At 30.1% G+C, this 14,984-nt stretch carries 14 protein-coding genes; all 14 read right to left on the bottom strand.

Annotation, left to right across the window (positions count from 1 at the left end; all coding sequences use genetic code 11):
- Positions 1-9: 9 nt before the first annotated feature.
- Complete coding sequence (locus HYG85_RS24010) at positions 10-1,002, bottom strand: ABC transporter permease (RefSeq protein ID WP_113674847.1); 993 nt, start codon at positions 1,000-1,002, stop codon at positions 10-12.
- A 397-nt stretch (positions 1,003-1,399) separates the two neighbouring features.
- Complete coding sequence (locus HYG85_RS24015; RefSeq protein ID WP_212691743.1) at positions 1,400-2,770, bottom strand: glycosyl hydrolase family 18 protein; 1,371 nt, start codon at positions 2,768-2,770, stop codon at positions 1,400-1,402.
- 75 nt (positions 2,771-2,845) lie between these two features.
- Complete coding sequence (locus tag HYG85_RS24020) at positions 2,846-3,550, bottom strand: M48 family metallopeptidase (RefSeq protein WP_212691744.1); 705 nt, start codon at positions 3,548-3,550, stop codon at positions 2,846-2,848.
- A 13-nt stretch (positions 3,551-3,563) separates the two neighbouring features.
- Positions 3,564-4,196, bottom strand: coding sequence for an undecaprenyl diphosphate synthase family protein (locus tag HYG85_RS24025; protein WP_113674843.1), 633 nt, complete (start codon positions 4,194-4,196; stop codon positions 3,564-3,566).
- 119 nt (positions 4,197-4,315) lie between these two features.
- Positions 4,316-4,999 (bottom strand): YjjG family noncanonical pyrimidine nucleotidase, encoded by a 684-nt coding sequence (locus HYG85_RS24030; protein WP_212691745.1) that lies wholly within the window; start codon positions 4,997-4,999, stop codon positions 4,316-4,318.
- Between the two features lie 226 nt (positions 5,000-5,225).
- Positions 5,226-5,909: a hypothetical protein gene (locus tag HYG85_RS24035; RefSeq protein WP_212691746.1), complete on the bottom strand. Its 684-nt coding sequence runs from the start codon at positions 5,907-5,909 to the stop codon at positions 5,226-5,228.
- A gap of 377 nt (positions 5,910-6,286) precedes the next feature.
- Complete coding sequence (gene xerD / locus HYG85_RS24040; protein WP_113674840.1) at positions 6,287-7,168, bottom strand: site-specific tyrosine recombinase XerD; 882 nt, start codon at positions 7,166-7,168, stop codon at positions 6,287-6,289.
- A gap of 71 nt (positions 7,169-7,239) precedes the next feature.
- Positions 7,240-7,863: a stage II sporulation protein M gene (locus HYG85_RS24045; protein WP_113674839.1), complete on the bottom strand. Its 624-nt coding sequence runs from the start codon at positions 7,861-7,863 to the stop codon at positions 7,240-7,242.
- A gap of 229 nt (positions 7,864-8,092) precedes the next feature.
- Positions 8,093-8,635 carry an NUDIX hydrolase gene (locus HYG85_RS24050; RefSeq protein WP_212691747.1) on the bottom strand — a complete coding sequence of 181 codons (543 nt, stop codon included), beginning with the start codon at positions 8,633-8,635 and terminating at the stop codon, positions 8,093-8,095.
- A 28-nt stretch (positions 8,636-8,663) separates the two neighbouring features.
- Entirely contained in the window at positions 8,664-9,458 is a 795-nt protein-coding gene (proC, locus tag HYG85_RS24055) for a pyrroline-5-carboxylate reductase (RefSeq protein ID WP_212691748.1), read from the bottom strand.
- Between the two features lie 88 nt (positions 9,459-9,546).
- Positions 9,547-10,977, bottom strand: a complete 1,431-nt coding sequence (gene purB, locus HYG85_RS24060; RefSeq protein ID WP_113674836.1) for an adenylosuccinate lyase — start codon at positions 10,975-10,977, stop codon at positions 9,547-9,549.
- Between the two features lie 236 nt (positions 10,978-11,213).
- Positions 11,214-12,407, bottom strand: coding sequence for a pyridoxal phosphate-dependent aminotransferase (locus tag HYG85_RS24065; RefSeq protein ID WP_212691749.1), 1,194 nt, complete (start codon positions 12,405-12,407; stop codon positions 11,214-11,216).
- A 495-nt stretch (positions 12,408-12,902) separates the two neighbouring features.
- On the bottom strand, positions 12,903-13,166 hold the full coding sequence (locus HYG85_RS24070) for a stage V sporulation protein S (protein ID WP_113674834.1): 264 nt from the start codon (positions 13,164-13,166) through the stop codon (positions 12,903-12,905).
- Between the two features lie 181 nt (positions 13,167-13,347).
- Positions 13,348-14,934, bottom strand: coding sequence for a ribonuclease Y (gene rny / locus HYG85_RS24075; protein ID WP_212691750.1), 1,587 nt, complete (start codon positions 14,932-14,934; stop codon positions 13,348-13,350).
- Between the last annotated feature and the right edge of the window lie 50 nt (positions 14,935-14,984).

Genomic DNA, 14,984 nt, shown 5'->3' on the forward strand with positions numbered 1-14,984 from the left:
CCCCTTTCATCACTTTTTAATTGATTTCCTTAACATAGCATTTCTCTTATATTGGTCTAGTAATACAGCAAGAATCAATATAACACCTACAACTAGATTTTGCCAATAGACAGAAATCCTCATCAAAGTCAAACTATTAGTTAATATTTCCATGAATAGAGCTCCCACAGTTGCTCCAATTATTGAACCCATTCCTCCAAAAGTAGATGTACCTCCAATAATAGATGCACAGATAACAGTTAATTCATATCCTGTACCAGCTGCAGCCTCTGCAGAACCTAATCTGGCTGCCATTAAAATCCCAGCAAGTGCTGCCAATGTAGAAGTTATGACGTAAATACTAAAAGTGACTTTCTTAGTATTTATACCAGATATACGTGCTGCTTCCGTATTCCCTCCAACTGCATATATTGACCGTCCAAATGCAGTTCTTTTCAGTATTAAATGACCTATTACAGCTATTATAAATGCTACATATATAACCAAGGAAATTCCAAGGAACTTAGATTGTTCCAATCTTTGAAAACTTTCAGGTAAAGGATATATAGGAACTCCTTGAGTAATTACAGAAACTAATCCTCTTGCTACATACTGCATACCTAATGTAACAATAAGTGGAGGAATACCTGCTTTTACAATAATTGCTCCATTGATAGCTCCAATTACAGCCCCTACCGATAGTCCAGCTAATATTGCTATTGGAACTGGCATTCCAGCTTTGAATGCTAATCCAGTTACTACCCCTCCTAGGGCTAATACTGAACCTACTGAAAGGTCAAGACCTGCTGTAATTAATATAAATGTCATACCAACTGTTGTTATTAGAGTAAAACCGGTAGAACGAAATATATTGAATATATTACCTGACGTAAAGAATGTACCATTAACCATGGTTACAAAAACTGCGTAAATTACTGTAGCAATGATAATGCTGCTTTCTTGCTTTGCTAAGAATGATTGTAAGAAACCTCTCACAGTTGTGTTTTTATTGCTTTTTAACATTTTTATCTCCTTTCTCTTTATTTTTCTGTTCAATTATAACATCCAATTATAGAAAACAGCCCTCAATCTTTAGTAATATCTTGCATTTTTTGTTACATTTTTGTTGTGTATTTAGATAATATTAGTAATATCTTGTCATGAGCGCAAGATATTACTAAGCATCATAAAAAGAAGTATATTATTTACAATATAGTCCAAAATAATGATATAAATTTAATGAAAGGTTGATGAATTTGCAGAGTCTGAATATTCATGTAGACGGAATAAGGAATGATACTGAAAAGCAACATATTAAAAATGCTCTTGAAAAAATAGAAGGTGTTGGAGAAATTACAATAATAATAAACCTCTTAAGTATTGATATCTACTTAAGAGGTTATCTCTTTTACACTTATATTTACTTGTCAAATAAATTACTTATTCTATACCAGATATCAAAACCAGCCTCTTTTCCATATTTGCTGTAATAGTTAGGAACAGTTCCTAATCTCCATAAGGAAATTCCACCTAGGTTATAATCACTAGCTAATTTAATCTTAGCAAATACACTATCCCAGTTTTCATACCAAATATAGTTTTTCTCTTTTTTATCATTAATGTATATCAGATATGGGTTATCATATAATTTATTATAAAATAGCAAATCTTCTTTTTTAACCTTATTATCCAATTCCTTACAAATACGGTCATAAATTAGATTGTAAGATGGTGAGGACATTACCCTTCTATATGTATTATCTTTATTGCTGATCCATTGAGAACTACCGAAACTAATCTGTAATACTATTTTATCCTTATATTTATCTCCTACTTTTTCTACCAATGTCTTTATATCTTGTTCTATAAGAGCAATTGGACTAACTGGACTTTTAATTATATCACTATAGGTACTTTGTCTAACTTTAATATCGAAATCATGTTCCATAAGTATTACATAATTAACTATTTCCAGAATTTCTTTGTACTTGTAATAACTATAGTATTTAACCGATGGTATGGCTACATAAATTGTTTTATCCTTGCCAAGTTTGGTCCTTAATTTTTTAAGGAAAGTTATAAATGAATCTTGATCTTCTTTGTTAACAGTTTCAAAGTCGATTGTCACCCCATCAAATGCTAATTTTTTATATACATTATTTTTGCCATTGACTGTATCAGCTATTTGACTAATTATATTATCCATATCTTTGAAAATAGCTTTGAAATAATCGTTTCTATTGCTACTATCATCAGCAAATATCATTAACTGCTTAGGTATATCATTTGCCTTATGAAGTGTCTCATCATAAGCATTTGGAATACGAAAATCTCTACCGTCAAAGGTTAATTCTACCCCATCACCAACTTGATCTATCCTACTCCATCCAAAAGATAGAGAGTCAAAATTTGAAAGTGTCTTGCCTCTGCGTAATTCCTCAAACTGATCATATGAATTTAAGGCATAGAAACCATGTAGTAAAAATCCATCTTTCAATGTAAAATCTTGTTCTTTGTTTTCATCAGATATTTTAATTGTTTGACCCTTAGTTATTATATTTTTACCTAATATACGTGCTATATCCTGAATTGGTAAAAATAATTTATTATCATATTCAATGCTAGGTATCTCTTCGCTTTTATCTTCATCTTCAGTAGATATGGTATATGTTTCTATAAATTCTTCTATTGACCCAGACAAACCCTTTGCATTAGAAGAAATGCTTACTGGAATTAAGCACGTAACTAATAAAATAGTTAAAATAATCCTTAAACCTCTTTTTTTAATCATAATTTATGTTACTCCCCTTTTCTATTGTAATTAACTCAACTTTCCCACTTTCAATTTCATGCAGTCATATTATATTTAATCTAACGTTAATCTTCTACCATTATGTTTTAACCAATGTTTTTCATCCCTATAATTAGGTAAAACACTTTTTACTAAGTTCCAAAAGTCTTTTGAATGATTAAGGTGTATCAAATGACTCATCTCATGAACTACTATGTAATCAATAACAGAGAGTTTAGCCATTGATAATTTTAGATTGAAATTCAGGTTTTTCAATGAACTACAACTTCCCCATCTAGTTTTCTGTTTCTTGATTCTAATATTATTAGGTCTGACAATAAAATAATTTTGGTAATATTTTATTCTATCTTGAATAATTATTCTGGTTTGCTTTTTATAAAATTCTTCTAATAGATTCTTTATACTGTCTTTATCTTCAGTATTGGTAATTATTCTAAGTGAATTATTTATAATCTCTACGCTCATAACACTAGCTGTTTCATCTATTATCAGCTCTAATGGATATTCTTTACCTAGAAATAAAAATAATTCACCATTTTTATAAGTCCTCTCTTGTATCTTATAATCATTGGATTCTTTCAATTTGTTAGAAATCCATTTACCCTTGCTCTCCACTAATTCCTTGAGCCTGTTACTATCCATACCTATTGGAGCTTTTACAATGATATTGTTTGAAGGTTCAATATGAATTGCAATCGTTTTACGCTTACTATATTTGATGGTATATTCAATCTTTCTAGAATTATAATAAAATTCCATTGCTCCTCCCTTATTAACCGCCTAATGTAACATCTGTTGTTTGATACCATCTAAGAGCTTCCTTAAAATGATCTTTCTTGAAATCAGGCCAATACTCATCAATGACATATATATCAGAATATACTGATTGTACAGGTAAAAAACCACTTAAACGTCTTCTGCCTCCCCATCTGATGATTAGGTCTATTCTTGATATATCTGATGAAGCAATATTGTTAATACCATTATTCAAATCCCATTTCCAGTCATAATTAACAAGGAAATTAATGTTCATAAGACCTTTACCGAATTTCACTCTTTTATTAGCATATTTCAATAGTTCTTTTGGAAATACATCTGATTTACTGTTACCCACTATTAATAGATTGGCATCTCTATTGGCTAGGTTATTAACAGCACTAACACATGCTTCTATGAATGCTGCTTTTTGATTAGATGGTCTTTTTGTATTATCCTGAGTAAAACCATAAAATGTTGCTTCCTTTACACCATACTCAAGCATTGTTTCATATAGCTGGAATCCCGGGTCTATGCCATAAAAATACCCGTCTTTTTTGTCCATATTATGACCTACAGCCCATCTTCTATTACCATCTGGTATAATCCCTATATGTTTTGGTATCCTCTTTAAAATATCTTTATTCATCGTTTAGCTCCTTATATTAATCTCTATTATAAAAATATTTACATTTAGCCTAATATCTATTCATAAACTCAGTTATTTATAATTAAAGATTAAATAATCCATAGAAACTGAACTTAAGATTATAATATGGTTGTTAATTCTCCCAAAGTATGTATTTCGTATTTTGGAATTATATTTGTTGTATTTTCTATTTTATTCAAGTTGACCCAGCATGTATCAATTCCATGATTGATTCCTCCCTGGATGTCAGCAGTAAGAGAATCACCTATCATGATTACATTATTCTTATCGTTATGACCAATCAAATTGAATGTATAGTCAAAAATGACTGGGTCTGGTTTATTAGCTCCTACTTCTTCTGAAACTATCATATTGTCTATGTAATCTTTTATATTAGATTTCTCTAGCCTTGATACTTGTACTTTTTTTATTCCATTTGTTAGTATTATTATCTTATAACCTTTATTTTTAAGATATTTACATACTTCTTCAGCTTCGTCTATTAGAAAATTGCTTTCTCCTAATTTCAATAAATATTGGTCACTGAATTTATTGACATCATATTCAAGCTTATATTTTTTGAATAATCTACTGAATCTCTCGTATCTTAACTTTTCTTTAGTTATATTGCCTTTTTCTAATTCTAACCATAGATTCAAATTAATCTCTTTATAGCAATTACTTATGCCTAAAATATCTCCTTCAAAAGAAAATAGTTTGAAAGACTCCCTTAATGCATATTTCTCAGCTTCTTCATAGTTAAACAGTGTTCCATCAGCATCAAGTATAACTAACTTATACATAATAGTTCCTCTTTTCTAATTATTCAAAGCTAACAGTTACTATATTAGCATATCAAATATATAGATTATTATCAAGTATAAGGGATATCAGAATCGTTTTTTAAATGGATATCGTTTGATTGCTTAATGAGAAAAATCCAAGATTGAAAACAATTTGTTTTCTGTCTTGGATCTTTTTAAATTATATTAACTAAATGAGACTTACTTTTATATCAAGATGATTATTTTATTCATGTAAAGGAATTAAGTCTAATGGGGTATTTTCATCTGAACCTGTAATACTATCTCTAGTTCCATCAGGTTCAGCTATTGTACCGTTTGTGTTAATTACATTTAATGTTGATCCATCTTTAAATCTTATTCTTGCTACTTTTACGAAACAGCAGGCTTCTGTAGGTGTATAGCTCAAGCCTTTAACCTTAAGGTTTCCTGACAATATATATTCTTGTTCAGTCAAATCTTTGATTGCTCTTAACAAAGCTTGATCTTCTGGATTTTCTGCCCTTACTTCTTGATCTTTCACTTTTGCAAAGCAGTTATCAGAACCATCACCATATTTTGTCTCTAAGAGGCAACATAAAAGTTTTGCACCATTCCCGTTTTCCCTATATGATTCATCACTAATAATTTTATTATATTGTTCGTTAGTAAAGTAACTTTTATATTCTTGTATCAAGTCTATTATTTGATCTTGAGTTACTGTTCTAACTCTCATTTTAACGTTAATATCCGCTTCTGCTCCTATTGTTACTCTTACCCCAACCATACCAACATATCCATAACCATTAGTAAAATTAAAGGCATCATACATACTTGAATCTTCAGAAGCAAAACTGGTCAATGTAAGCGAGAATACCATACCTATTACTAACATAATACTAATCACTTTTTTATATTTTCTTAATTTCATCTTTTAAACCTCCTAGTAATAAATTTTCATTATGTAATTTTTAATATTTGCTTCGATATTACTGCATTCATCAATGTTAGTAAGCATCTATATATTATTCAATATATAATAGGTGTAATTATTTATATTATTTAATTTTTCTTTATTTTCTCCTCCTTATCCACAATATATTATTACATATTCTATTATACAACATATATATATATAATCAACTGAAATACGCAATATTTTAATATATTATATAATTCTGTAATATCTAATTTTTTAATAATTATTATTGCAGATATAGTTGTTTTTAATAATCTTTTTTTGGCATAATAAAAGGCTGCCTTTTGGCAGCCATGTGTAATATCTATAATCATATATCAATCATATATCTAAGCTCTAGGATGAGCTTTTGAATACACTTCTTTTAATCTATTATTAGACATCTTAGCATATATCTGAGTAGTAGATATATCCGAGTGACCTAACATTTCTTGTACTGAACGAAGATCCGCTCCGTTTTCAACAAGATGTGTAGCAAAAGAATGCCTAAGTATATGCGGTGTAATCTTTTTGTATATACCAGCTTTATTTGCATATGATTTAACTATCTTCCAAAATCCCTGTCTGCTCATTTTATGACCTAAGCAGCTAACGAATAAGATGTCCTCACCTGGATCTTTTATCATTATCTCTCTTGCATGATCCAAATAATTGGAAAGAGCATCTTTGGATACTTGTCCCATTGGAATAATACGTTCTTTTTTCTTATCATTGCATTTAATATAACCTAAGTTAATATTAATATCATCTTTTTTTAAGTTAATTAATTCAGATACACGTATACCCGTTGCATACAAAACTTCCAACATCGCCTTGTCTCGTATACCTTTGCAGTCATTATCACTTGGCTGACTTAATAAAATATCTACTTCTTCCATAGTTAATACTTCCGGTAATTTTTTTTCTATCTTTGGAGACAGCAAATTACTAGAAGGATCTTGTTTTATCATATCATTTTTATAAAGATATCTAAAATAGCTATGGATTGAAGCAACATTTCTAGATATTGTTGATGGCGCTCTACCCATCTTCTCTAAATTAATTAAATAAGAATTAAGATTAGTATTAGTTATTTTACCAATGGTCAAAGAATTGGATTCTAGGTAGTTAATCAAATTATTAACATCCCTTTCATAGGATGCTATAGTGTTTTGGGATGAACCCTTTTCAGTTTTTAAATAGTCTAAGAACTTAGATACTGTTTCTCTCATTATTTTCTTCCTTTGCAGTACTTCATATACATTTGATTATAATATATTTTACTCCAAAAGTCGAATATTTTTTACAAATTTATGGCAGAAATGTACCATTTTACTAATTGAGGGTTTACGTAAGTTTCCATGATACCCCCTACAATGGTGAATATTATGCATATTACAAGGACAAAAAAATATTCTATAAACATTTGTTTATTTATATTAAAACCTCTTGTTCTACTTCTATGACTATACAAATTAGAACAGAAATTAGTACTTTTAACTATGAGATATATCATAACTGGAATATAAAATATGTATTGAGGCAATAAAAGTATTATGTACATCAAATAACCTTTGAATCCGTTAGTCATAAGTCCTATGGAAAATATAAAGCCAATACTGAAGCCAAAATATATGACTATAATATAATTTATTATAATCTCAAAAAACGTAAATCCAAGTATCCAAATGCCAAGAATCAACTTGATCCTTTTCCATATGATAAATTTGAATAATTCAATATTAAGATAATCACTAGATGGAAATTTAGTAATAAAATAGCCTGACAGCAACTTGTATTCTTCAATCCGATTACCATTTAGATTATTGGCAAACAATGACCCTACTGCAATAGCTATCAAAAATAGTATGAATTGTATTTTAAAAACGCTTATTTTCTTTCTATATCTTCCTAATACATTAGTCACTCAAATCTCTCCTTAATTTATATAACTTTATTGATATCTTCATTCTTATTTTTTATTGAATAATCATTCTGTATATAAACTAATATATGAGCAAAAAATTAATTATATGAGTGCTTGTACTTAGAAAATAAAATTTTAATAAAATCTATGAATATAGTAAAAAAGTCTTAGAATAATATAATTCCAATTATATTAACAATCTAAGACTTTTCAAAATTATCTAATATTATTATTTCATATCATTTAACTTGCATTTGTAAGCTAACAATCCTGATATGGTTTTACCATCTGTTATCTGACCTGAATAAATCATATCAACCAATTCATCAAGCTTATATTTTTCAATAGTTACGTATTCATCATCATCAAGATTCTGTTGTGATTCTTGCAAATCTGTTGCTACATAGATACTTATCATCTCATCTGTTATACCGATGCTTGAGTAAAACTTTAATAGATACTCGATGTTATCAGACTTATAACCTGTTTCTTCTTCCAACTCTCTCTTAGCACATATACTAGGGTCTTCGCCTTCTTCAACTCCACCAGCTGGAATTTCAAGTACATATTCATCTGCAGCGTTTCTATATTGTCTGACCATGATTACATTGCCATCATTATCAACAGGTATTACTGCTGCTGCACCAGGGTGAGTAATAAGTTCCCAATTAACTTCTTTGTCATTAGGCATTTTTAGTTTATCTATTACTAATCTTACTCTTTTTCCGTTAAATACTTCTTTTCTATCTAATCGTTTGATTTTTTTATCCATTTGTTTCATCTCTCAATCTTTACTTAATCTAAAATGACATGGTTTTATTATAGCATGACTTCATAGCCTCGATTACAGCACTTCTAAAACCATTTTTTTCAAGTTCTGATACGGCTTCTATAGTTGTTCCACCTGGTGAACATACGGCATCCTTTAATTCTCCAGGATGTTTACCTGTTTCTAAAACCATCTTAGCTGAACCAAGAACAGCCCCAGCTGCCAATTTGTATGATGTATCCCTAGGTAATCCAAATAAAACTCCTGCATCCGCCATAGCTTCAATAAACATATATACATATGCTGGTGAACTTCCTGACACTGCTACCACTGCATTCATTAGATGTTCTGGCAGTTCTACCATCTCACCAAAAGACTTGAAAATACTAGTTACCATGTCTTTCTCATCAGTAGCATAATCATCATCAGAAAAACTTACAGCACTCATGCCTTGTCCTACCAAAGCTGGTGTATTAGGCATAGCTCTAACGATTTTTGTTTCATTACCAAGTTTATTTTTTAGATCATCAATCTTAATACCAGGTGCTATAGATATAATTATATGCTGATTAGTAATAACTTCTTTAATATCATCAAGTACTTGTGTATAATACTGTGGTTTAACAGCTAATACAATATACTTTGATTTTTCCACACACTCACTATTACTATTCACATAATTAAATCCAATATCTGACTTAATTTCTTCTAATCTTTTTTTATTAACATCTGTATATAATAATTCTACATCCTTAAGACTATCTACAATTCCTTTCATCATAGCATAGCCCATATTTCCTGTACCAATAAATCCTACTTTACCCATACCCATCCTCTTTTCCATATACTATTAATATTTAATTCTGCTATTTATAATTGAACTAGTACATTCATCTGTCTATTAGATAAGTGTATTAAACACTTAACTCAGCAGTTTTTCCTAATATATCTTTGTTTTGATCTAATATGGCTTTAACATAGTTAGCGATAAAATCTTCAACTTGCTCTGGAGCTCTTCCAATGAAATTTTCTGGTTGTAAGATTGATAATATTTCCTCTTCACTCATTCCAAATGTTCCATCAGCTAAAATACGCTCTATCAGGTCATTTTTCTTACCTTCCATCTTAACCTGTTTACCAGCTTCCATAGATAATACTCTTATCTTCTCATGTAATTCTTGTCTATCTCCACCACGTTTTACACCTTCCATGAGAATAGTTTCAGTAGCCATAAAAGGTAACTCACTCATGATTCTTTGATGAATTACTTTATCATATACTACAAGACCATCAACTACATTCATGAATATCTCTAAAACTGCATCTGTAGCCAAGAATGCTTCTGGAACAGATAATCTTTTATTAGCACTATCATCAAGAGTTCTCTCAAACCATTGTGTTGAAGCTGTGATAGCTGGATTAAGTGCATTACATATGATATGTCTAGCTAAAGATGATATCCTTTCGCTTCTCATAGGATTTCTTTTGTAAGCCATAGCAGATGAGCCTATTTGACTTTTTTCAAATGGTTCTTCTATTTCCTTTAGATTCTGTAATAATCTGATATCATTACTGAATTTATATGCTGATTGTGCAATGGTACTTAATACATTCAACATTTGAGAATCAAGTTTTCTTGGATAAGTTTGTCCTGTTACAGGGAATGCATCATCATATCCTAATTTCGATGCAACTAGTTTGTCTAATTCTTTAACTTTTTCATGATTGCCTTCAAAAAGGTTCAGGAAACTTGCTTGAGTACCAGTAGTACCTTTTACCCCTCTGAGCTTAGCTTTATTCAACTGATGTTCAACATCTTCATAATCCATTAGCAAATCTTCCAACCATAAGCATGCTCTTTTACCAACAGTAGTTAACTGAGCTGGTTGATAATGAGTAAATCCTAGTGTAGGCATATCTTTATATTCTATAGCGAATTTCGCTAATTTATCTATAACGTTGACCAATTTATCTTTTATCAGTTTTAGTGCTTCTGTCATAATTATTATATCTGTATTATCTCCTACATAACAGCTAGTGGCTCCTAAATGAATTATAGGTTTAGCTGCCTGTGCTTGGCACCCATAGGCATAAACATGTGACATAACGTCATGACGAACGATTTTTTCTCTTTCTTTTGCTACATCATAATTAATATCATCCTTAAACTTCTTTAATTCATTTATTTGCTCATCGCTAATATCAATACCTAACTCTTTTTCAGCTTCTGCAAGTGCTATCCATAACTTTCTCCACGTTTTGAATTTCTTGTCTGGAGAAAAGAGATATAACATTTCTTTACTTGCATATCTAGCTCCTAATGGGGTTTCATAAACATTATACAACTATATCATCCTTTCAGTATATTATTAATATAATTAATCCACTAAATAAATTAAATCTATATTTTACTTCTTAAAATGAATCTTGCATGTATTATTAAATATTTTCCATAACCTATTATATCATAAAATAAAAACATAAGTTAGGCAAGTAAAAAGTTTGTTTTATCACAAAAAACAGCCAAAACAAAAGAGCGGTTTCAAAATTGAAACTGCCCTTTTTATATAGAATCTTATCTTTATTGTAAATTATTAAGGAAATTTTCTATTCTATCTAGACCTTTTTCTATATTTTCCATAGCTATAGCATAAGATAGTCTAAAATGAGTGTCATATCCAAAATCAGTACATGGTACTGCAGCAACCTTTTCATTATCCAACAACAGCTTTGCAAAGATATTGGCATTTTCAATAACTTCACCTTTGTATTTCTTTCCTAGTGCACTGTCCAAATCAACAAAAACATAAAATGCACCTTGAGGTTTGATTGCAGATACATATGGCATTTTGGATACTCTATCATACATATATTCTCTTCTTTTATCAAATTGAGTTTTCATTTTATCCACACATTCTTGTGAACCACTAATTGCAGCTAAAGCAGCTTTCTGAGCAATTGAGTTTGGATTAGATGAAGCATGGCTTTGAATATTAGACATAATTTTGGCTATTTGTTCTGGAGCAGCTGCATAACCAATTCTCCAGCCAGTCATAGCATAACTCTTAGAAACACCATTTATAATTATTGTTCTATTATAGATATCTTCATTAAATGAAGCTATGCTTATATGCTTCTCATCACCATAAATAAGTTTTTCATAGATTTCATCGGATATGACGAATAAATCATTCTCCACTGCAAATTCAGCAACTTGTTTAAGCTCTTCCGCTGAATACACCATACCTGTTGGATTACTTGGACTATTAATTAAAATAGCTTTTGTCTTATCAGTTAATGCATTTTTTAGATCATCCATAGTTGCTTTATAATTATTTTCTTTACTTGTCTTTACTACTACTGGTACTCCATCAGCTATCTTAACCATTTGAACGTAACTCAACCAGAATGGAGCTGGTATAATAACTTCATCACCAGGATTTAAAATTGCCATAAATGTGTTAGTTAAGGAATGCTTTGCTCCATTACTTACAACAATTTGGCTTGGTTTATATGAAACCTTGTTGTCTGCTTCTAACTTCTTGCATATAGCCTTTTTCAATGGAAGTATACCTGAAGCAGGTGTATATTTAGTAAATCCTTCATTTATTGCCTCTATAGCAGCTTGTTTTATATGATCCGGTGTATCAAAATCTGGTTCGCCTGCACCAAATCCTACTACATCTATTCCATCAGCTTTCATTTGCTTGGCCTTTGCTGTTATTTCTAATGTTGATGAAGGTTTTATATCTAGACCTTTACTTGATAATATCATGTACAAACACCACCCTTTTATTATTATTACATTTTGCATTAAACATATTGTAATATATTTTATGTAATTTTGCAAGTTCTGTTTTAAATTTATTCGTTTTTTAATGTTTTCTTTTATATAAATTAACATTTAACATTTATTTTTGCAATATCAATCATAAATATCTTCATTTCATAATTATAGTTGCAATTATTTTTTGTGTTAGTATTAATTTATATACATCATTTTTGAAAATAAATTCAAGGTTTTGGAATATGTTAATGATTAATGGAAATTTATCGCTATGAAGCAGTAAAGAATAATATTGTATTATTATGGTAAAGTTGTAAGGCTTTACTTCATTCGAATCTATTAAACCATTAAAAACTTATAAAATCAAGGAATTTATGATAAACTTAATAGAATAAATAGAATATCATATGACAGGATTAATTATTTTAATTATATCCTTAAAAAGAAATAAAAAAGAAAAGTGTGACATGCACACTTTTTAAACTAATTTTTTGATTGAACGATTAATTTAATCGCCGTTCTTTCTTCTCCGTTAATATCAATATCAGTGAAAGCTGGAATACAAACTAAATCGATACCCGATGGAGCCACATATCCTCTTGCAATTATTATTGCTTTTATTGCTTGATTTAATGCGCCTGCCCCGATTGCTTGTAATTCAGCACCGCCTTGTTCACGGATAGTATTAGCAAGAGCACCAGCTACCGAATTGGGATTAGATTTTGCAGCAACTTTTAAAACTTCCACTCTAAAAGACCCCCTTTTTTTGGTTATAGTTATTAATTCAATAAGAAATTCTGTTTTCCTTTTTTTCAATCAATTTTTATGGACAATATTAATTTTTATTTTTTTCAATTAATATCAAATACAAAATTTCTACAAAATAGTTAACTAAAACACAAAAAAGCGTGATTTCTCACGCTTTTTATTATTTAGCATATTCAACTGCTCTTGTTTCTCTTATAACATTAACTTTAATTTGTCCTGGGTATTCCAATTCATCCTCTATTTTCTTAGAAATTTCTCTTGCAAGTAATACCATTTCTTCATCACTTGTTTGATCAGGAACAACCATTATTCTAATTTCTCTACCTGCTTGAATAGCAAAAGATTTATCGACACCTTTAAATTCATCAGCAATCTCTTCAAGACGTTGAAGTCTCTTAATATATGTTTCTAATGTTTCACGTCGTGCACCTGGTCTTGCAGCAGATATAGCATCAGCTGCTTGTACAATGACAGCAACTAGACTAGTAGGTTCTACATCACCGTGATGTGCTTCAACAGCATTGACAATCACATCTGATTCTTTATATTTCCTACATAAGTCTGCACCTATGGAAACATGTGAACCTTCCATTTCATGGTCAACTGATTTACCAATATCATGTAATAAACCAGCACGTTTAGCTACTCTTACATCTACTCCGATTTCACCGGCAATTAATCCACTTAAATGAGATACCTCGATTGAATGTTTTAAAACACTCTGTCCATAACTTGTTCTAAACTTCATCTTACCTAACAATCTCGTTAATTCATGGTGTAAGCCATGAACACCTGTGTCGAAAGTGGCCATTTCACCTTCTTCACGAATAATATTCTCAACTTCTTTTCTTGCTTTTTCTACCATTTCTTCAATTCTTGCAGGATGGATTCTTCCATCAACAATTAATTTTTCAAGTGCAATTCTTGCAACTTCTCTTCTTATTGGATCAAATCCAGAAAGTATAACTGCTTCAGGCGTATCATCAATAATAAGATCTATTCCTGTTAAAGTCTCCAAGGTTCTAATGTTTCTTCCTTCTCGACCTATTATTCTTCCTTTCATTTCATCACTTGGAAGAGGTACTACTGATACAGTAGTTTCGGCAACATGGTCAACTGCGCATTTTTGTATTACATTCGCCAATATTTCTTTAGATTTTTTGTTAACCTCTTCTTTTGCTTTTACTTCCAATTCTTTAATTAAAATTGCTGTTTCATGTTTGACTTCATTTTCAACAGATTTTAAAAGGTATTCTTTTGCTTGATTGGAGGTGAGGCCAGAAATTTTTTCTAACTCTTTGACATGTTTTTTCTGTAATTCAGATACTTCTGCTTTTATTTTTGCTAATTGTTCTTCTCTAGATGTTAACTGATTTTCTTTTCTTTCAAAGCTTTCAGCTTTTTTGTCTAAAGATTCTTCTTTTTGAAGAAGTCGTCGCTCAAGGCGTTGTAATTCATTTCTTCGCTCTTTAACTTCTTTATCTAGATCACTTTTGATTTTATAAGTTTCTTCTTTAACCTCTAAACGACTTTCCCGTTTAATAGATTCTGCTTCTTTTATAGCATCATCAACAATTTTTCTAGCTTTTTGTTCAGCTGATCCATATTGTGATTCCGCCACTTTCTTTCTATAAGAAACACCAAGCTTAAAAGTTATTACTCCAACTACAACTGCAACGACAAGTATTAACAATACTAGTAATATTATATTTATAGTAACGTCTAACAAATGGTAACACCTCCTCATTATTTATTTTTCATTGTGCATGATGTTATTTTCCATAACATATAAATTTT

This window comes from Vallitalea guaymasensis (genome assembly GCF_018141425.1).
In the GTDB taxonomy this organism is placed as follows: Bacteria; Bacillota; Clostridia; order Lachnospirales; family Vallitaleaceae; genus Vallitalea; species Vallitalea guaymasensis.

What these genes read in the sequence shown, in the direction of transcription:
- HYG85_RS24010 (WP_113674847.1), bottom strand. Translation starts at nt 1,002, where the DNA reads ATGTTAAAAAGCAATAAAAACACAACTGTGAGAGGTTTCTTACAATCA.
- HYG85_RS24015 (WP_212691743.1), bottom strand. Translation starts at nt 2,770, where the DNA reads ATGATTAAAAAAAGAGGTTTAAGGATTATTTTAACTATTTTATTAGTT.
- HYG85_RS24020 (WP_212691744.1), bottom strand. Translation starts at nt 3,550, where the DNA reads ATGGAATTTTATTATAATTCTAGAAAGATTGAATATACCATCAAATAT.
- HYG85_RS24025 (WP_113674843.1), bottom strand. Translation starts at nt 4,196, where the DNA reads ATGAATAAAGATATTTTAAAGAGGATACCAAAACATATAGGGATTATA.
- HYG85_RS24030 (WP_212691745.1), bottom strand. Translation starts at nt 4,999, where the DNA reads ATGTATAAGTTAGTTATACTTGATGCTGATGGAACACTGTTTAACTAT.
- HYG85_RS24035 (WP_212691746.1), bottom strand. Translation starts at nt 5,909, where the DNA reads ATGAAATTAAGAAAATATAAAAAAGTGATTAGTATTATGTTAGTAATA.
- xerD (WP_113674840.1), bottom strand. Translation starts at nt 7,168, where the DNA reads ATGAGAGAAACAGTATCTAAGTTCTTAGACTATTTAAAAACTGAAAAG.
- HYG85_RS24050 (WP_212691747.1), bottom strand. Translation starts at nt 8,635, where the DNA reads ATGGATAAAAAAATCAAACGATTAGATAGAAAAGAAGTATTTAACGGA.
- proC (WP_212691748.1), bottom strand. Translation starts at nt 9,458, where the DNA reads ATGGGTAAAGTAGGATTTATTGGTACAGGAAATATGGGCTATGCTATG.
- HYG85_RS24065 (WP_212691749.1), bottom strand. Translation starts at nt 12,407, where the DNA reads ATGATATTATCAAGTAAAGGTCTAGATATAAAACCTTCATCAACATTA.
- rny (WP_212691750.1), bottom strand. Translation starts at nt 14,934, where the DNA reads ATGAGGAGGTGTTACCATTTGTTAGACGTTACTATAAATATAATATTA.